This window comes from Ammoniphilus resinae, from assembly GCF_017873965.1.
Classification (GTDB): Bacteria; Bacillota; Bacilli; order Aneurinibacillales; family RAOX-1; genus Ammoniphilus_A; species Ammoniphilus_A resinae.
This window is the reverse complement of sequence record NZ_JAGGKT010000016.1, coordinates 26,018-44,549: the sequence shown is the minus strand read 5'-3', so window position 1 is coordinate 44,549 and position 18,532 is coordinate 26,018. Positions and strand designations below refer to the sequence as shown.

The 18,532-nt window shown below is 44.9% G+C and carries 15 protein-coding genes; 6 read left to right on the top strand and 9 right to left on the bottom strand.

Features of this window, described 5'->3' with window-relative positions; all coding sequences use genetic code 11:
- Positions 1–6: 6 nt before the first annotated feature.
- Positions 7–420: a PaaI family thioesterase gene (locus tag J2Z37_RS19985; RefSeq protein ID WP_209812082.1), complete on the bottom strand. Its 414-nt coding sequence runs from the start codon at positions 418–420 to the stop codon at positions 7–9.
- A gap of 193 nt (positions 421–613) precedes the next feature.
- On the opposite strand from J2Z37_RS19985, the gene J2Z37_RS19980 reads away from it, so the two are divergent.
- Positions 614–1,723 carry an HD-GYP domain-containing protein gene (locus tag J2Z37_RS19980; RefSeq protein ID WP_209812081.1) on the top strand — a complete coding sequence of 370 codons (1,110 nt, stop codon included), beginning with the start codon at positions 614–616 and terminating at the stop codon, positions 1,721–1,723.
- A gap of 38 nt (positions 1,724–1,761) precedes the next feature.
- On the opposite strand, the gene J2Z37_RS19975 is transcribed toward J2Z37_RS19980, so the two are convergent.
- Together J2Z37_RS19975 and J2Z37_RS19970 are read right to left on the bottom strand one after the other, a co-directional pair.
- Positions 1,762–2,949 (bottom strand): CapA family protein, encoded by a 1,188-nt coding sequence (locus tag J2Z37_RS19975; RefSeq protein ID WP_245203998.1) that lies wholly within the window; start codon positions 2,947–2,949, stop codon positions 1,762–1,764.
- Between the two features lie 30 nt (positions 2,950–2,979).
- Positions 2,980–4,077, bottom strand: coding sequence for an iron-containing alcohol dehydrogenase family protein (locus tag J2Z37_RS19970; RefSeq protein ID WP_209812080.1), 1,098 nt, complete (start codon positions 4,075–4,077; stop codon positions 2,980–2,982).
- 393 nt (positions 4,078–4,470) lie between these two features.
- Between J2Z37_RS19970 and J2Z37_RS19965 the strand changes: the two genes are divergently transcribed.
- Positions 4,471–4,764 (top strand): Dabb family protein, encoded by a 294-nt coding sequence (locus J2Z37_RS19965; protein WP_209812079.1) that lies wholly within the window; start codon positions 4,471–4,473, stop codon positions 4,762–4,764.
- A 1,180-nt stretch (positions 4,765–5,944) separates the two neighbouring features.
- Here the strand turns inward: J2Z37_RS19965 and J2Z37_RS19960 are convergent.
- The gene (locus tag J2Z37_RS19960) at positions 5,945–7,264 is read right to left on the bottom strand and encodes a purine-cytosine permease family protein (protein ID WP_209812078.1); all 1,320 of its coding nucleotides are present in this window, start codon (positions 7,262–7,264) and stop codon (positions 5,945–5,947) included.
- A gap of 211 nt (positions 7,265–7,475) precedes the next feature.
- Between J2Z37_RS19960 and J2Z37_RS19955 the strand changes: the two genes are divergently transcribed.
- Positions 7,476–9,506, top strand: a complete 2,031-nt coding sequence (locus J2Z37_RS19955; RefSeq protein ID WP_209812077.1) for a PAS domain S-box protein — start codon at positions 7,476–7,478, stop codon at positions 9,504–9,506.
- A 60-nt stretch (positions 9,507–9,566) separates the two neighbouring features.
- Here the strand turns inward: J2Z37_RS19955 and J2Z37_RS19950 are convergent, their stop codons facing one another.
- The 3 genes from J2Z37_RS19950 to J2Z37_RS19940 form a co-directional block, all read right to left on the bottom strand.
- Complete coding sequence (locus tag J2Z37_RS19950) at positions 9,567–10,073, bottom strand: type 1 glutamine amidotransferase domain-containing protein (RefSeq protein WP_209812076.1); 507 nt, start codon at positions 10,071–10,073, stop codon at positions 9,567–9,569.
- Between the two features lie 81 nt (positions 10,074–10,154).
- Positions 10,155–10,661: a hypothetical protein gene (locus J2Z37_RS19945; RefSeq protein WP_209812075.1), complete on the bottom strand. Its 507-nt coding sequence runs from the start codon at positions 10,659–10,661 to the stop codon at positions 10,155–10,157.
- 21 nt (positions 10,662–10,682) lie between these two features.
- Positions 10,683–11,585 (bottom strand): MurR/RpiR family transcriptional regulator, encoded by a 903-nt coding sequence (locus tag J2Z37_RS19940; protein WP_245203995.1) that lies wholly within the window; start codon positions 11,583–11,585, stop codon positions 10,683–10,685.
- A gap of 134 nt (positions 11,586–11,719) precedes the next feature.
- Between J2Z37_RS19940 and J2Z37_RS19935 the strand changes: the two genes are divergently transcribed.
- From J2Z37_RS19935 to J2Z37_RS19925, 3 genes are all read left to right on the top strand, one after another.
- Positions 11,720–13,102, top strand: a complete 1,383-nt coding sequence (locus tag J2Z37_RS19935; protein WP_209812074.1) for an aspartate aminotransferase family protein — start codon at positions 11,720–11,722, stop codon at positions 13,100–13,102.
- Positions 13,103–13,288: 186 nt separating this feature from the next.
- A complete protein-coding gene (locus J2Z37_RS19930) occupies positions 13,289–14,335 on the top strand; it encodes a TAXI family TRAP transporter solute-binding subunit (RefSeq protein WP_209812073.1) in 1,047 nt (348 codons plus the stop codon).
- A 112-nt stretch (positions 14,336–14,447) separates the two neighbouring features.
- Positions 14,448–16,421 (top strand): TRAP transporter permease, encoded by a 1,974-nt coding sequence (locus J2Z37_RS19925; protein WP_209812072.1) that lies wholly within the window; start codon positions 14,448–14,450, stop codon positions 16,419–16,421.
- Positions 16,422–16,460: 39 nt separating this feature from the next.
- On the opposite strand, the gene J2Z37_RS19920 is transcribed toward J2Z37_RS19925, so the two are convergent.
- Positions 16,461–17,306, bottom strand: a complete 846-nt coding sequence (locus J2Z37_RS19920; RefSeq protein ID WP_209812071.1) for a 3-hydroxyacyl-CoA dehydrogenase family protein — start codon at positions 17,304–17,306, stop codon at positions 16,461–16,463.
- A 22-nt stretch (positions 17,307–17,328) separates the two neighbouring features.
- A complete protein-coding gene (locus tag J2Z37_RS19915; RefSeq protein WP_209812070.1) occupies positions 17,329–18,513 on the bottom strand; it encodes a thiolase family protein in 1,185 nt (394 codons plus the stop codon).
- Positions 18,514–18,532: the final 19 nt, after the last annotated feature.

Genomic DNA, 18,532 nt, shown 5'->3' with positions numbered 1-18,532 from the left:
CAAAACCTATGATCTTTCTAAAACCATAAATTGTCCCGTTGCTGAGGCAATATGGTCCCCTTTTTCATTTAAGGCCTCTGCAGATAGGACGACAATCCTTCTTCCCCTTCTAATTATATTGGATTTCACAATCAAGGTTTCCCCTGTCATTGGTTTTAAATAGCGAATATTCAAGTCAAGGGTTGATCCGTATTCTTCCGGTTTCAGCGTGGTAGAGAAAGCTGCTCCCATCGCCATATCAATGACAGTGGCAATGACTCCACCATGAAGAACCCCATATACTTGCTTAAACTTTTCCGTTACAGGTAGATGCAATTCTGCTTGTTGATCCTCTGCATAAATTACTTCTATTCCAAAAAGCTTCCACACCTCACCTGTTGCCAATCTCTCCACCCTAGGATGTATTTTCTGTTCGGTCATGTTTGAACACTCCTTTTTTTATTCTGTTCTCATCTGATTTTCTAGCATCTATTAACCTACCTAATATTTTACAATAATATTAGTAATTAAACAATTATGATAGTTTTAATGGGGTAATTCACCAAAATTCCCTATTCTTCGACAAATCTTGTGGTCTCAAGTCCAACAAGTTGGTATAATAGGAACAACAATCTTGAGTAAAAGGACTGCTAAAATGCGACTTGTATCCATTTACAACTGCAGATCAGGAATGATCCTCGGAAAGGCTGTATACCATGAAAATGGCAAAATGCTAATTTCTAATGGAATGGAGCTCACCGATCGTTTTATCAACCGCCTAAATGAACAAGGTGTTACACATCTTTATATCCTGGATCCTCTGACGGATGATATTGTCATTGACGAAACCATTCCTTTTGAACTGCGCACTCGGACCATCCAAATGATCCAAACCCTATTCAAAAACATCCATGAGGTGAAGGGAAAGCGCAAACTAAGCGATCTCATCAGAATTTCAGATTTCCAGAAATCCATTCAAAATATTATTTCTCTGCTTCAATCCAACAAACGGGTCGTTGATCTGCTTACCCATATTCACGTGAAGGACAATTATCTTTTTTCTCACTCCTTCAACGTGATGATTTACACCAGCGCACTTGCCGTTGAAAAAGGCCTCCCTTCGGAGAAAATTTATGAAATCGCAGTTGGTTGTCTTCTGCATGATATCGGGAAGCTACTGCTACCTGAAGAGATTCTACATAAACCTGGAAGGCTTACAAACGAAGAGTTCGCCCAGATCAAGGAACATACTAATATTGGCTTCGAGCTATTAAGAAAAGAATGGGATATTCCCCTACTTGCGGCCCATTGTGCCTTTCAACACCATGAAAAGTGGGATGGTACGGGTTATCCTCGAGGACTTAAGGGTGAAGAAATCCATCCTTATGCGCGGATAATGGCGGTTGGAGATGTATTTGATGCATTAACTACACATCGTGTCTATCGCAGGGCTATGCTTCCTCACGAGGCGATGGAACTGATATTTTCTGAAACAAACCTCCACTTTGAACAGGGTATAGTCGAGCTTTTTCGCAAAAAAATTGCCATCTATCCGATTGGCGTCACGGTGAAGCTCAGTACGGGAGAGACTGGTGTTGTCGTTGCCTATAATCAACACTGTATCGATCGACCGATCATCCGAATTTTCAAAGGAGAATCGGGGGAAGACTTGAAGTCACTTAAGGAAATTGATCTATCCAAAGAGCTATCTGTGATGATCGTGGAATGTGATGCGATATTATAAATCCCTCCTTCATGGAAGGAGGGATGGTAGTGTGCTCGCTAGGGTGCAACAAACTTTAACTCAGGAACCCATTGGTTCATATGCGTTTTAATTTCTTCATATGTTTGTGGATTGATCTGTTCAAGCAGCTTGATTTTGTAGTTTCGATAGTTCTTTTTCGAACAAAATGTCGGCAAAAAAGTCGGCTCCTTTAACTCGATTGTCATCAGATCCCCTTTCACTTTTTTTACCACATCGATTCCTACAATGCCTCCGATTTCTTTGTATTTCCCATCTTGTCCAGAAATGAAGTTCCCCAGCGACCAAGCCACAAAAGTTTGATTCCCCTTTGCACCTGTCAACCAACTCACGGGCTGCAGGACATGTGGATGATGTCCAATCACAATCTGCACCCCTTGATCAGCCAAAAATTGTGCCAGATCTTTTTGGGTATCATTTGGCATTCTTTCATATTCATTACCAAAATGCAGACTAACCACAATCACATCAGAAAGATCCTTCGCCTTCTCGATATCTTTTTTCATCTTCTCTTTATCGATCAAATTGACAAGATAAGGTTTGTCTTTAGGCAAGGGAATCCCGTTGGTTCCGTAAGTATAGGCGAGAAACGAAAAAGTGACTCCGTTTTTTTCAACGGTTCGAATCCGTGCTTGATCTTCCGCTGATCGGTTGGCTCCGAGAGATGTAATCCCCAGTTTATCGAGGTGATCAAGGGTATTCAGAATTGCTTTCTCTCCCCGATCCAAAGTGTGATTATTCGCCAAGGTCATTACATCAATCCCTGCTTCTTGCAGGGCTGTTCCCATTTCTTTCGGACTATTGAAACGCGGGTATTCAGAAAGCCCCAGTTCCGTGCCCCCCAGCATGGTTTCTTGATTGGCTATGGCGAGATCTGCTGCTGATAAAATGGGCTTTACCTCTTCAAACATCGTGGTGAAATCATAGCCATTCTTTTTGTGTGCATCCCGATAGACTGAACCGCTCACCAAGATATCCCCAATCGCTGCCAATTTAACAGAGTAGACCTGAGCTCTGATTTCTGGTGGGGCAAGAACTTCCGCAGGTTCAGTTGGAGTGACATCTTGAACCTCCTCTGGCACTTGTTGTCCTGTTGCAGTACTTACGGCCTCGGCAACCGCAAACTGCTCTTGTGAATACCTGACAACCCAAAACACAGCAATCATGGCGATGAGCAGAAAAATGGGAATGACAATTTTGGTTTTCAATTTTTCACATCCTTTTGAGTCTCATTTTCTCTACTTAGATGCTCTTTTCCGGCTGCCTACTTCGTCTACCTTTTTAATAGATTTTAAAATATTTTCGGCTGTTACAGGAAACTGTAGATGATGGATCGATCTCGCCGGTTCACAAGACTTACGAGCAACAAGGGCCAAGTCTTCTTCGCTGATAGGGTCCTCTGCTAGATCTGTCAAACAAATGGGAAGTCCAATATTTTGATAGAAGGACATTAACTCTTCCATTTCCGAAGGTTTGTCCTCAAGCATAAGCTGAACAAGCAAGCCAAAGGCAACCACATCTCCATGTAATGCGTGACTCGTTTGGGGAATATTGGTCATCCCGTAATTGATCGAGTGTGCCCCAGAAGTTTGGCAAGTATGGCTTCCCAGTCCACCAACAAGTCCACCCAATAAAATGTTTGTATCGATGACTTGACTTAATGCTTCGGCGTTGGAATCACCTGATTTACATTCATCAATCGCTTTCACACTGTACTCCAGCAATTGTTCTTTGGCTAATTCGGCAATTTTCAGCCCTGCTTTCGTTCTCGCATTCTGTTCCTTCCCCTCATTGATCGGATAGGCTTCATACCACTTTACCAAGGTATCACCGATTCCAGATACGAGATACGATAGCGGAGCATTTTGAATCACTTCTGTATCTACGAGAGTTAGTATTGGACAAAAATCAAACTTCTCTATTTTCACAAAGACATGCTCAGGCGTATACATAATCGATTGAGGGCTAGTCGCTGCGCAAGTGGAGGCAAGCGTCGGAAGCGTGATGATCGGCAATTCTAGTCGGTTCGCCACAATTTTTGAGATATCCAGGGCTTGACCGCCCCCAATTCCCACGACAAAATCAGTCGAGGAGTCTCTTAATTCTAGCAATCTCTCCATTTCCTCATACGAGCAATGACCCGCAAATAGTTCAAGTTGATAGTCCATTTCCCCTTGTTTTAAGCTCGGCACCAAAGCTTCTTCCACCTTACTCCAGGCCGTTGGACCGCTTATAATGAAAGGCTTATGACCGAATTTCTTGAACCAATTCGCTGCATCCTTCAGAACTCCAGGCTGCTGTAAATAATTTGAAGGAAACGCTTTCGAGACAAACATGTTTAACACTCCCACTCTTTGTAGTTTTCTGTTGTTTCTTGTTTTATTTTACTATATTTTCTGAAGTGATAGTATGTTTTGTTGTGAGAATTCGATGAATAGAAAAAGGCCACCATTGAGGCAGCCTCCATTTTCAACTATTCATTTATTTCATTTTCTTATTTTTCTTCTTGTTTCGTGGACCAATCTCCGTGTCGACCATTGTTGAGGTCAAATCATCTGCTTCAACTGTCTGCTCAAGGTTACCTACTCCCTTTTGCTTCTTCGCCGTTTGTTCATCCCTCCTTTCCGCTTACTAGTATCTCCCGCAAAGGAAAGTTTAGCACCTGGGTAGTTTACAATTTCATTCTGATATAAGATAGGAGATGAGTGATAAATAAAGGAGGAATTTTCATGGTTGAGCATTTAGTTATTCTAAAGTTTGGAACTAGTACAACGGGTGAGCAAAAGAACGAAGCCATCCAGCGGTTAAAAGGGCTTCAAGGACAAATCAGCGGAATCGTTGATCTGCAGGCTGGCCATAATTTCTGTGAGAGAAGCCAAGGGTTCGAAGTGGGCTTGTCTGTTCGCTTTGAGGACAAGGCTTCTTTGGAAGCGTACGGCCCACATCCGAAGCACCAGGAAGTAGTTGCTTTCCTAAGAGAAATTGGATTAGTTGACATTATTGTTGTGGATTTTGAGCACTAGGATTTGATTCGGACTCTGCCGGGCAGAAGTCTTGGGGTTCAGTCCGAATCCGGAGCTAATTCGGACTCTGCCGGGCGGAAGTCTTGGGGTTCAGTCCGAATCCCGGGTCGATTCGGACTCTGCCGGGCAGAAGTCTTGGGGGTCAGTCCGAATTCGTGGTTGATTCGGACTCTGCTGGGCGGAAGTCTTGGGGGTCAGTCCGAATCCGGGGTTGATTCGGACTCTGCCGGGCGGGAGCCTTGGGTTTCAGTCCGAATCCGAGGCTGATTCGGACTCTGCCGGGCGGGAGCCTTGGGTTTCAGTCCGAATCCGGGGTTGATTCGGACTCTGCCGGGCGGGAGCCTTGGGTTTCAGTCCGAATCCGGGGTTGATTCGGACTCTGCTGGGCAGGAGTCTAGGAGTTCAGTCCGAATCCGGGGTTGATTCGGACTCTGCCGGGCGGGAGCCTTGGGGGTCAGTCCGATTCCATTCCCTTTTGAGAACTTAATAAAAGCCTGTTCAGAAATAGCCTCGTTGCCTGACAACTAACTAAGTTTTCTACCTAATCGTGTCAGAAATAACCTCGTTGCCTGACAACTAACTAGGCTTTCTACTTAATCGTGTCTGAAATAACCTCGTTGCCTGACAACTAACTAGGTTTTCTACCTAATCGTGTCAGAAATAACCTCGTTGCCTGACAACTAACTAGGTTTTCTACCAAATCGTGTCAGAAATAGCCTCGTTGTCTGACAACTAACCAGGTTTTCTACCTAATCGTGTCAGATATAGCCTCGTTGCCTGACAACTAACCAGGTTTTCTACCTAATCGTGTCAGATATAGCCTCGTTGCCTGACAACTAACTAGGTTTTCTACCTAATCGTGTCAGGAATAGCCTCGTTGCCTGACAACTAACTAGGTTTTCTACCTAATCGAGTCAGATATAGCCTCCTTTCCTGACAACTAACCAGGTTTTCTACCTAATCGTGTCAGATATAGCCTCGTTGCCCGACAACTAACCAGGTTTTCTACCTAATCGAGTCAGGAATAGCCTTGGATTTCGATATTAGTAAACTAGCTTATTGTTCTCACTAATCTACCATACCTCTCCAACAAAACTCTTCTCTCTTTCACATGTTCCTTCCACACAACCCGGAGAAAACGGCCGGCCGAGGGTTGGGGGGCCGCCCCCCATATTCTCCCTCACCCTTCGATCACTGAAGGCTTTGGCCTAGAAACGGCGATAGTCCACACACAATACCCGACACCCGAGACAAAAAAGGCGATAACACCAGGGATCCATGATGCCGGGAGCACAAATGCCAGAAATGTTCCTATAAATATCATGGTAATGCCCCGCTGATTATAGGTATACGATCCGGTCAATACGCTGAGGTCGATCTTTCTTTTCTTTATCACTAGAAAATCTGCGCCAACTACGCCAATTACGGGTGCAATCAAGTACCCAAGAACAGAGATATACTCCTTGGCCTCTTCAACAATCGTTGGAAAACACCCAAGTACGGTGGCCACGATGCAAAAATAAAGGGTGCTGCGGATTCTTCCCAGGCCGGGAAAAGAATTCAACAAACTAAATCCGCCTGAATATGCGTTAAACATGTTGATAATAACCATAGCCAGCATTCCGGAGGAAAAGATGATTAACAATGCCGGAATGGAGGATGTTGCTTGATAAACAGCCACATAAGGATTCCAATCCCCGGAAGCGGCTGCCGCGTAAGTGGCAATTATAGCCGTTACCAAAAAGCCCAAGGCATTACCAAGCAGGAGTCCCCAATGGGCTTCTTTTGCTGATTTGGCATATCGAGCTAAATCGGCGGAGCTGGCTGACCCGGGTATATACTGGATAAATGCCAGTCCGGCAAAGAAAACTTTGGCTGTCCATGTATTTGTTGCGCTTTGAGAATTCCAAACGTTGGTGAACATAAAGTTTTCTGCAGGTGATGTAATAAACACATAAAGGAATGTGACAGACCCTAAAGTTAGCAATGGAAGGCCATATCTGGTGATATTTTTAACGGCATCAAAACCGACCACCGCGAGTATGGACATACAGAAAGCAAGGGTAAGACTAACAGGTAAAAAGGGCAGTTCCACTTTCCACATCTGTTCAGAAAGCGCCTGGATCATCAGGGTACCCCCGACAATTTGCACAGAAAACCAATATAGTGACGTCATACATCGGGCTGGTGATGAGACATACCGGGCACCTTTTACCCCGAGCATCGCTCTCATCGCAAATTGCGCAGGGATCCCATATTGTGCCCCAGAATAGGACATTAGGGAAACCATCAAATAAGCCATGCCCGCACCAATCAACGTAGATAATAACGCCCAGCCCATGGAAAGGCCGCCTTGAAGTACGGCAAGCGCTGGCACTAAGAAGTTTCCTGCGTTCGCCGAAAAAGAGAATTGGATAATTGCAAATTCATACCAGCGGGTTGTCTTCTGATCTTCAGGGACAGGTTCCAGCCCAAATTTTTCTATTGAATTTTTCTCCATCTCCAACCAGCCTTTATCTGTTATTTATTACTTCCTAGTATATACCCGCCTTGAATTAAATTGAACTCCCCACCCACAATGGATCTTCGACAAAACTCCCCCTCTTTCCATAATTTTTTATTTTGATGTGAAAATAACTAGTGACGTATAGCAAATAAAATTTTACAATTGTAATATATAGCCAAAATTTTGAATGTAGAGGGAATACATTATGTTGAAAGATTTATGTGTGAATATTTCCATTCTCCTATCCTTTTTATTTGTTATCCATTACTTTATTTGTAAAGAACCGATCGACAAAAACACCACCGTTAAAAAGCGAATATTTTTAGGGGTTAGTTATGGTGCCGCGAGTGCTGTATTGATGTTGTTCCGCTTTGAATTTGATTTGGGGGTAGTTGACCTGCGCCACCTTCCAATGCTGCTAGCTGCCTTATACGGCGGTTGGGTTTCGGTGGTGTCTTCTGGAGTCGTGTTGATAATTGTCCGATTATTTTGGTCAAGTCAGATGACCACCTTTCCGGAAGCGATTGCCATCATCCTTCTTGTCATCGTGGTTTCTCTGCTTATTTCCTCTATCATACATTCCAAAAAAAATCAGTGGATAGCGATGAACCTCAGCACGATGATCATGGTCCCTCTCATTCTTTCACACACTTCTGGTCGAACGGAATGGACTTTTTGGGTGGGGTATGATGTTGCCTTCTTGCTCGGAGGAGTTCTCGTCTATCACCTTGCTGAATCGCTTCGAAACGCCCAAGCTACTACCCTTAAACTTCATCAATCACAAAAACAGTTAGAAGAAACAGTTCAGCATTGGCGTGAGGCCACTGAGCAACTGGAATCCTATATCACCCACAACGCAGATCCCATTATTCTCTTAGATAAAGAAACGATGATTGTAAAAGTAAACCCTGCTTTTGAGCGCCTATTTGGGTGGAAGGCAGAGGAAATTTTTAGGAAACCAGTCCCTGTTATTCCCAGCGATGATCAACAATTCTCCTCTGCCCTTCACAATCTGACCACACAAGGAAGGCCAGTCATCCACTACGAAGCGGATCGGGTTAAAAAAGATGGTTCGATCTGTACGGTTTTTGCTTCTGCTGCAACGATCTATGATCGTTCTAATCAACTGATTGGCTATTCGGTTGTTTACCGGGATATCACGGAGAAGAAGCTAATGGAAGAGAAACTGCGCAGAAGTGAGGCGCAGTATCGCCTTATTGCTGAGCATTCATCCGATCTGATTGCGATGTTAAGCGTTAACGGCGATACCCTGTATGTTTCCCCTTCCCATTTGCCAATTCTAGGGCTTACCCCAGAGGAATTCCTTGGAAAAAATGTAGTGCCATTTATCCATCACGAGGATACACCAAGAGTTGTTCAGCTATGGCGGGAATCCCTTGCAAAAAAAGGTTCATCAACCCTCGAATACCGTTTTTTACACAAAGACGGACACTACGTTTGGTTGGAATCCAACTATGTGCCGATCCTCACAGGCTCTGGTGAGGTAGAAAAATTTGTAGTCATTAGCCGGGATGTGACCGAGCGGAAAGAAACGGAGAATCTGCTGCGCAACTCGGAAAAGCTATCTGTTGTAGGGGAACTGGCTGCAGGGATTGCCCATGAAATCCGCAATCCTTTAACAACCCTAAAGGGCTTTATGCAAATGATGAAAACGGAAGAAGATCATCCTTACTATATCGATGTGATGTACGGCGAGTTAGAACGGATGGAAGGAATCACCAATGAATTTCTCTGTCTAGCTAAACCGCAAATCTCTGAAATTAAAGAAATTCAGATATGGATACTGCTTGAGCAGGTATCGACCCTTCTCTATCCGCAAGCTTTACTTAATAAGATCGAGCTGATTGTAGAGAGCGAGCCAAACCTTCCGCTGATCACCTGTGTGGAAAATCAAATTAAACAGGTCTTTATCAACCTTGTGAAAAATGCGATTGAAGCTATGGACCACGACGGTGAGATTCGTTTGACCGCTCAGCGAGAAGACGAGCAGAATCTATTAATTACGATTCAGGATCAAGGAATTGGAATTTCCCCGGACAAAATTAAGAAATTGGGACAGCCCTTCTATAGTTTGAAGGAAAAAGGAACGGGACTTGGATTGACAGTATGCCAAAAAATTATTCGCGAGCATCGGGGATGGATTGATTTCCGAAGTGAAGTCGGAAAAGGAACAACAGTTGAGGTGAGATTGCCTTATCGAAGGAATGATCGGTGAACGCGTGAAAAGTTGTTAGAACGTACAAAAGGCACCCACAAGGGATGCCTTTTTAGGTTACTACAGCTTGTTTAAAATTTCGCGGATGAATGCAGGCTCGTCCTTTGGCGTTCTAGAAGTGATCAAGTTGCCGTCCACAACTACTTCTTCGTCCAAATACTCAGCGCCTGCAAGCTTCACATCGTCACGAATGCCGACAAAGCAAGTCGTCTTTTTACCTTTCAGAATATCAGCGCTGATCATGACCTGTGGACCATGACAGATCCCAGCAATCGCTTTACCTTGGTCATTCGCTTCTTTCACAAATTGCACCATTTGATCCTGAACACGAACACCTTCAGGTGAAGATCCTCCAGGAATCACGACAGCATCAAAGTCGGCAGCCTTTATATCATTGATGGATACATCGCTTGTATAGGAAACTGTTCCTTTTTTCCCTTTGATTTCTGCACCTTTTTCCGCTCCGACGATGACCGCTTCATGACCGGCTTCTTTCACCGCGTCGTAAGGATTTTTCATCTCGGAATCCTCAAAGTTATTCGCTAGTAGAAATGCTACTTTAGCCATATTTAAACAACCCCTTTGCCATCATTTGGAACCTACTGACTATTGTACCTATTCTGATCTATCTTGTACAGCCCCTGTTTGTTACCCTACTCCTTGCTTTTGAATCTGTTCTAAATACTCTCTACCCTTTTCAATCATATACCTAGAATACACATGGGAAATGGAAAGGAAGAATGCCGTAAGCAGCAACAGAACACCGAAGGTCCAGCCGAAAACTTGATTGTTCGCATGTACGGAATTATAAATAATAAAAATAAAACATCCCATCGTGATTAAGGTAGATATCACAATTCGCCGCAGTCTTTTCAGTCCTTCTTCCTTTGAGAAGATTAAAACCATATCTGACTGGCCCTGGATCACTTTAAAAATAACCTGTTTCAATGCTTGTATTGCAAAAAGTCTATATATACAGTAAAACCCAACAATCAATGCGAGGAACAACCAAACAAACCCCATCCCCCCATTTTCCAGGTCCAAAAAATAGAGTTGCATAAATAAAATAGGAAAAACCGCCCGGATACAAACCGAGAAGGTTAATTTGATAAAGCGTTTTAAGTCCTTACGCTCCATTTTCGGTTCAAATGCCATTTAGATCCTCCGTTCTTACACTTAATTCCGTCCTTTATCATAAAATACGCCAAATCTCTGCCAAACTTCCTCTAGCTTATCCAACCTTGATTCTACCTCTTTCATCCGCTCTTTTCCAACAAAAGTAATCAGCGCGTTGATCAAGCTGAGTGGAGCAACAAAGGAATCAAGGAAAGTAGGCATTTGACTGGAAGCGGTCAAGATCACATCGGCGTGAGGAATCAATGGTGAGAGCAAATTGTCCGTAATCACAATCGTCGTCGCCCCCTGTTCCTTAGCAAAAGCAACGGCCTCGATCGTGCTGCTGGAATACCTGGCAAAACTGATGCCGATTACGACATCACGCTCACTAAGTTTATAAAGTTGTTCACCGATCCCTTCTACTGAAGTGATCTGTTCGGTATTTCCCAACACGATTGTTAAATAATATTGAAGAAAAACCCCGAGGGACACCGCACTACGATTGGCGGAAATATAAACTTTTTCCGCGTGCAGAAGCAGGTCAACTGCCTTAAGAAAAGCTGCCTCATCTAACTTTTCCATGGTTGATTTGATATTCGCCATATCATCGCGAAAAATTTCGTATACCCCTTGTTCTTTTCCCCCATAGGCAACCGAAGACATTCGCAGTCTTTCCGTTGTCGTCAACTGCTGTTGAACAGAACTTTGCATCGCCTGCTGCAGTTCGGGATAGCCGGAATAGTCTAAGGACGTAGCGAAGCGAACGACAGTAGCCTCACTCACCCCCACTTTCTGCGCTAGCTTGGCGACTGTAAAGAAGGGTACAGCATGCGTATTTTCTAAAATGTATTTCGCAATTTTGCCTTGTGATTTGCTCATCTGTGGGATCTTTTCCGCGATATACTGGTATACATTGTCCCGGTCCATTTTTACCATTCCTCTATTAACAACAGTTTGCCTCATTATAAAAAACTTTCCAGGATGATTCAACAGGCAAGAAACTTTCCTATTTTCAAAACGAAAAAACCAAGATACAATGTAATATATATTTCATACTAATTAATATTTTAAAATAATATTTCATAGGAGTGAGTATTATGTCCATTAGCATGTTAAGTGAGGCCTACCAAGAATACGTCAGGAAAACCCCAAAATCCAAGCAGTTTGCTGAAGAAGCCCGTAAAGTGATGCCTGGTGGGGTAACGGCCAATATTAAGGCTTTTGACCCTTATCCCATCGTGATGCAGCGTGGAAACGGCGCTTATCTTTATGATCTCGATGGCAACGAATATATTGATTATTTACTTTCTTATGGCGCGCTGATGCTTGGCCACGGACACCCTGCTATCAAACAGGCGATACAAACCCAGATGGAACAGGAAGGAACCTTCTTGTTTGGCACCCCCCATCGTCTGGAAGTGGAAATGGGCCGTAAAATCCAATCGCTATACCCTAGTATGGAAATGATCCGCTACACCAACTCCGGGACGGAAGCAACGCTGCTTGCCATTCGGATGGCTTATGCCTATACCGGCAAACACAAAATCGCTAAGTTTGAAGGGCATTATCATGGAGGCTATGATCAAGTACTGTTAAGCGTCAACCCAACTTTAAGCGAAGCAGGACCTGCCCACGCACCAAAATCGTTAATTGAATCCAAAGGGGTTGATCCTTATCATGCGGAACATACGGTGATTCTCCCCTTTAACAATCTAGAAGCTGTTGCCGACATCCTTCGCCAACGAAAAGATGAAATCGCTGCCGTCATGATGGAGCCGATTCAGGGCGGGTTCATCCCGGCGGATCGCGCTTTTATGACTGGCCTTCGAAAACTGACCGAGGAATTAGGAATCCTATTGATTTTCGATGAAGTGAAGACCGGTTTTCGTCTTGGGTTAGGAGGTGCTCAATCGATTTTTCAAGTAAAACCAGATCTGACCACGTTGGGCAAGGTGGTTGGCGGCGGGTTCCCTGTTGGGATTATTGGCGGCAAGAAAGATATTTTGATGCAAAGTGCCCCTACCTCTTCATCTGACGTATTCGACAGCAGTCAAAGTCATAAGTCTAGTGCGAAGGACGTATTATTTCATAGCGGTACTTATAACGGACATCCTACGATTCTTGCCGCGGGGTTAGCGACGATTGAGGTATTGGAAAAGGAAATAGACCATGTCCTGGCTGTGACCGAACAATTAAAGGAAGGAATTCGCAAGCTGTTTGCCAAGTATGGTATAGCGATGCAAACCGTAGGAATGGGCTCTATCTTTAATGTAGTTATTACTGAAGAGGAAGAGATCAGCAATTACCGCGATCTGCAAAAATCCAATTTTGCCCTGCGCAAAGAGTTGGACTACTATCTACTTGCCTCAGGAATCTATACGAAACCATTAAACCGCTATAGCATGGCAACCGTTCATGGGGCCAAAGAGGTTGAACGTACACTGGAAGCCTACGAAGGGGCTCTGTCCAAGCTCATTTAACAAAATTGAAAATCTGGTATTCCTGTTTCACTTTCTCAAAACTTCTGCAATGTATATTGCAGTAAAAGTCTGTGTATGATAAAATTTCAAATATGGGCGGGAATTCAGATTTTTCTATAACAGACGGTGAAACCGCTTCCAGTGTGCTTTAACATAACAAATATATAAACAAGGGGGATTGCACGGATGAAAATGAAAAGATGGGCTTCTTTTGTGGCGGTTCTTGCTTTGGCTTTAACGACTGCCTGTGGTGGTGGCGCAAGTACACCAGCTCCAAGTCAGCCAAAGGAACAAAGCAGTGAACAAAAACCCGCAGAGAAACCTGCAGAGAAGCCAGCAGATTCTGGCAAAAAGCAAGAAATGATCTTAGGAACGGGAAGTACAGGTGGAACCTATTATCCACTTGGCGGTGAGATCGCAAACCTATGGAACAAGAACGTGGAAGGGGTTAACGTCACTTCTACTGCTTCTGCAGCCTCGATCGAAAACCTCGCCAAAATTGGAAGCGGTGAATTTGATTTAGGAATGACCGTTCACTTGCCTGCTCGTGATGCGGTGAATGGCAAAGGAGAGTTTGAAGGGCATAAGATTACAAACTTTGGATTTATCGGCCATGTCTATCCTGAGGTCTTGCAAATCCTTGTACGGGGCGAGAGCGGAATCAATACCATCGCTGATCTGAAGGGTAAGCGTATTGCAGTTGGACCTGGCGGTAGTGCAACGGCTGTTCTTTCAAAGATTATTTTAGAGGCTTACGGGGTTAAGGAAGGCGAATACGAGGCATTTAGCGAAGGTTTTGGTGCTGCTAAGGACCGCGTACAAGATGGAACGATTGACGCCTCCTTTGGTATTTTGGGTGTGCCCGCTTCAAGTATTGCAGAATTGAACGCCGCTACTAAGGATGCCAAGATTCTAGAAATCACCGGGCCAGAACTGGATCAAATCGTGGAAAAGTCAGGCTATGGCGCCCTTACGATCCCAGCAGGTACGTATGAGTGGATCGACAAAGATATCCATACGATTTCTGCCTACGCGATTATGGTGGCAAGCTTGGATAAAGTGAGTGAAGAACAAGCATACAACCTAACGAAAACCATGATTGAAAAATCAGGTGATATAACCCACGCGCAAGCGAAATTCACGACAAAGGAAAATGCCTTGAACGGTTCGGAAGGGCTTCCTTTCCACCCAGGGGCTGAAAAATATTACAAGGAAATCGGTTTAATTAAATAAGATCTGTTGTTCCACCTCTTTACATTCACCAAAACATGGTAAGGGCCAGACACGCTGTGTCCGGCCTTTTTGTACCTTCAAACCGACAACTTCGAAAGGATGGTGAAACCGTTTGGCCAAAACTATCGACCAAGTAGACGCACAAGCTTCCGCAGAAGCCATTTTGGAAAAATATGATCGTGAAAGCAATTATCGTCGAAATTTAGGACTTTGGACGTGGGTCGTTACCTTTATAGCGGTTGCCTTGACCGTTTTTCACCTTTATACCTCTTATTTTGGAACTTTGCAAACACAGATTCAAGGTGCTGTGCACTTGGGAACAGCCCTTGGACTGATTTTCCTCTTATACCCGATTAAAAGCGGGCTTCATCGCAAACAGACTGGAGTTCCCTGGTATGATGTTCTGCTTGCCTTCACTTCGGTTTTTGTTTGTTATTATAACGTGTTTCAATATGAAGAACTTTTAAAACGAACCGTTTTCGGTTACACGAGCTTGGATATCATCGTTGCTAGCTTAGGCGTTCTACTTGTGCTTGAAGCCACGCGTCGATGTGTGGGGATGCCCATTGTCATTGTCGCCGCCTTGGCCCTTGCTTACGCCTTATGGGGCAGTGGGATTCCCCTTTTCTCTCATCGCGGCTTCAGCTGGTCCATTCTTAGTTCTGATCTTTATTTTAAAACAGATGGAATTTTTGGTGTTCCGATTCGGGTTTCTTCTACGTTCATCTTCCTCTTCCTCTTCTTTGGGGTAATGCTGACCAAAACAGGGATTGGAAAATACTTTAATGATCTTGCTTTTGCTTTAACTGGAAGATTTACGGGTGGGCCTGCGAAAGCCGCCGTCGCAGCCAGTGCCCTGCAAGGAATGATCTCCGGCAGCTCGATTGCCAATACCGTTGGATCTGGTTCCTTCACCATCCCAATGATGAAGAAGGCCGGCTACAAACCTGAATTTGCTGCAGCAGCAGAAGCATCCGCTTCGACTGGGGGCCAGCTGATGCCACCGGTTATGGGTGCTGCCGCTTTTATCATGGCGGAATATACGGGAATTCCCTACAGCGAGATTATGATTTACGCGTTGATTCCAGCCATCCTCTACTTTACTGGCGTATTTTTGGGGGTTCATTTTGAATCCAAGAAACAAGGAATTTTCGGCTTGCCTGCTGATCAATTGCCGAAGATGAAGGAATTGCTGATCAAACAAGGGTATCTACTACTTCCCTTGATTATGATTATCTACACCCTTCTCAGCGGGAGAACGCCGATGCGAGCCGCCCTCATCGGGATAGCTGTAGCGTTCTTAGTAAGCTTTTTTTCCAAGGAAACACGTTTCAACCTGGCTGGAGTTATCGATGCATTGGAGCAAGGAGCAAGAGCTGCCCTACCGGTTATCGCCGCCTGTGCTTCCGCAGGGATTATTGTTGGGGTGGTTGTACTTACAGGGCTTGGTGCAAAGGTCGCTGGAGGAATCATTACCTTGGCTGACAATGTTCTAATCCTAACCCTCTTCTATACGATGATTGCCTGTATTATTCTCGGTATGGGTCTGCCAACAACAGCCAATTACATTGTTACTGCGACGATTGCTGCTCCGGCACTGATCTCCATGGATGTTCCGGTCATGGCTGTGCACCTGTTCGTGTTTTACTTTGGGATTGTTGCTGACATCACCCCACCGGTGTGTTTAGCGGCCTATGCGGGGGCCGGTATAGCCAAGGCTAATCCCTTTAAGACAGGTATTAATGCAACCAGGCTCGCCATTGCAGCCTTTATCATCCCGTATATGTTTGTCTACAATCCGGCACTCGTACTCGTCGATTATACACCGTCAAGCCTAGTCCTTGCGCTCATCTCCGCGTTTGTCGGAATGGTCGGAATCAGCTCCGCCGTGATGGGCTTCCTGATTAGAAGGGCGCGTCTTTGGGAGCGAATCTCCCTCTTTATCGCCGGACTTTGCCTAATCGATCCACACTTTATTCTAGACATCATCGGTTATGGAACAATCGCCATTATGTTCTTTATACAATCTCGCCGCCCGGTTGATGTGGAAGCGAGTAATTCAGTAGGGCAATCTTATGGAATGTAACGAAAAAGGACCGGGTATCCGGTCCTTTTATTTATGCACTTAATACTTATAAAACCCTTCCCCGGATTTGCGGCCAAGCAGGCCAGCGTCAACCATTTTTCGGAGCAATGGGCATGGGCGATATTTCGGATCGCCGTAGCCTTCGTACATCACTTCCATAACAGAAAGTGTCGTGTCCAAACCGGCGAAATCGGCCAACTCTAGTGGTCCCATCGGGAAATTGGCGCCGAGTTTCATAGCGCGGTCGACGTCTTCAGGTTTGTTTCCTTCCATAACCATGTACATTGCTTCATTCCACATTGGCACTAATAAACGGTTCACTGTAAAAGCTGGGAAATCCTGTGCTGTAACCGGCTCTTTGCCGATCGCTTCGGATAAATGCATGACGGTTTCGTAAGTTTCATCCGAGGTCCTTAATCCACGGATCACCTCAACAAGTTTCATTACCGGTGCGGGGATGAAAAAGTGCATCCCGACCACCTTATCTGGACGCTTCGTCACTCCGCCCAGCTTGGTAATCGAAATTGTAGATGTGTTGGAAGCAATGATTGCTTCTTTTTTGAGCAATTCATCAAGTTTGCGGAAGACATCCTTCTTGATTTCTTCCTTTTCGGTGACCACTTCAATGGCAAAATCTACGTCGCTGCCATCGGCCATTTCTATAGAGGTGCTGATCCGCCCAAGGATCTCCTCTTTTTCCGCTTCTGTTATGCGGTTTTTAACCACACTGCGTTCCAAGTTCTTGCGGATCGTCTGGATTCCGCGATCAACAAACTCCTGCTTTACGTCGACCATTAAAACAGGCATTCCAGCCGTCGCAAACACCTGGGTGATTCCCGAGCCCATTTGTCCTGACCCAACAACCATCACTTTTTCTATATTCATTGTCCCTTACCTCCGTTCCCACTTATTGTTGTGCATTTTTATAAATGACTGCTAATCCTTGACCACCGCCGATACATAAAGTAGCTAAGCCGTATTCCAGGTTCCGCTCCAATAAATCGTACATTAACTTCACTGTGATCAAGCAGCCGGTTGCACCAACAGGGTGTCCGAGGGCAATGGCTCCACCGTTGACATTGACCTTTTCAGGATCTAGGTTTAAGCCTTTAGAAACAGCCAAAGCTTGGGCGGCAAAGGCCTCATTGGATTCAATCGAATCGATCTGATCGAGAGTTAGACCTGTTTTTTCAAGTACCTTCTGTACAGCAGGGATCGGACCAGTTCCCATATGCGATGGACGTACCCCAGCAACAGCAGCTCCGACAATCGTTAACAATGGCTTGATCCCAAGTTCACGAGCCTTGGACTCGGACATCATCACCACAGCGGCAGCCCCATCGTTGATCCCGGAAGCATTTCCCGCGGTAACCGTTCCATCTTTCTTAAAGACAGTGCGCAGCTTACCTAGAGTTTCCAGTGTTGTGTTTGGTTTTGGATGTTCGTCGGTATCAACAATGATATCATCGCCTTTTCTTTGCTTTACGGGGACAGGCACGATTTGTTCTTTGAACTTTCCAGATTCAATAGCGCGAATTGCTTTTTGTTGGCTTTCCAAAGCGAATTGATCCTGTTCTAAGCGCGAAATCTCGAATTCTTCCGCCACGTTTTCCGCGGTAACTCCCATAGAATAGCGTTCAAACGGATCGGAAAGGATATCTTGCAGGCCATCCACCATCCCCGTGTCACCCATTCTTGCTCCCCATCTCATATCGCGGGAAAGATAAGGGTATCTGCTCATATTTTCCGCCCCACCTGCGACCACGATCTCTGCCATCCCGGTTTGGATCGCTGACATTCCTGTCACAATCGCTTGTAGCCCGGAAGAACAAAGGCGGTTGACGGTTTGTGCGGTGGTTTCAACCGGCAATCCGGCTTTGATTGCGCTGACACGTGCTAAGTATGCTTCTTCTCCAAATTGTCCCACACATCCCATGATCACTTCATCAACCTGGCTAGCATCAATCCCTGCGCGGTTTACGGCTTCTTTAATAACAATTGCCCCTAAATCAGATGCAGAAACTGTTTTAAAAGCCCCTCCAAACGTACCAACTGCTGTTCTTACCCCACTGACAATAACGATATTTTCCATCCTGATCCTCTCCTTTTCT

What these genes read in the sequence shown, in the direction of transcription:
- J2Z37_RS19930 (WP_209812073.1), top strand. Translation starts at nt 13,289, where the DNA reads ATGAAAATGAAAAGATGGGCTTCTTTTGTGGCGGTTCTTGCTTTGGCT.
- J2Z37_RS19945 (WP_209812075.1), bottom strand. Translation starts at nt 10,661, where the DNA reads ATGGCATTTGAACCGAAAATGGAGCGTAAGGACTTAAAACGCTTTATC.
- J2Z37_RS19970 (WP_209812080.1), bottom strand. Translation starts at nt 4,077, where the DNA reads ATGTTTGTCTCGAAAGCGTTTCCTTCAAATTATTTACAGCAGCCTGGA.
- J2Z37_RS19960 (WP_209812078.1), bottom strand. Translation starts at nt 7,264, where the DNA reads ATGGAGAAAAATTCAATAGAAAAATTTGGGCTGGAACCTGTCCCTGAA.
- J2Z37_RS19955 (WP_209812077.1), top strand. Translation starts at nt 7,476, where the DNA reads ATGTTGAAAGATTTATGTGTGAATATTTCCATTCTCCTATCCTTTTTA.
- J2Z37_RS19950 (WP_209812076.1), bottom strand. Translation starts at nt 10,073, where the DNA reads ATGGCTAAAGTAGCATTTCTACTAGCGAATAACTTTGAGGATTCCGAG.
- J2Z37_RS19940 (WP_245203995.1), bottom strand. Translation starts at nt 11,585, where the DNA reads ATGAGGCAAACTGTTGTTAATAGAGGAATGGTAAAAATGGACCGGGAC.
- J2Z37_RS19985 (WP_209812082.1), bottom strand. Translation starts at nt 420, where the DNA reads ATGACCGAACAGAAAATACATCCTAGGGTGGAGAGATTGGCAACAGGT.
- J2Z37_RS19965 (WP_209812079.1), top strand. Translation starts at nt 4,471, where the DNA reads ATGGTTGAGCATTTAGTTATTCTAAAGTTTGGAACTAGTACAACGGGT.
- J2Z37_RS19935 (WP_209812074.1), top strand. Translation starts at nt 11,720, where the DNA reads ATGTCCATTAGCATGTTAAGTGAGGCCTACCAAGAATACGTCAGGAAA.
- J2Z37_RS19915 (WP_209812070.1), bottom strand. Translation starts at nt 18,513, where the DNA reads ATGGAAAATATCGTTATTGTCAGTGGGGTAAGAACAGCAGTTGGTACG.
- J2Z37_RS19920 (WP_209812071.1), bottom strand. Translation starts at nt 17,306, where the DNA reads ATGAATATAGAAAAAGTGATGGTTGTTGGGTCAGGACAAATGGGCTCG.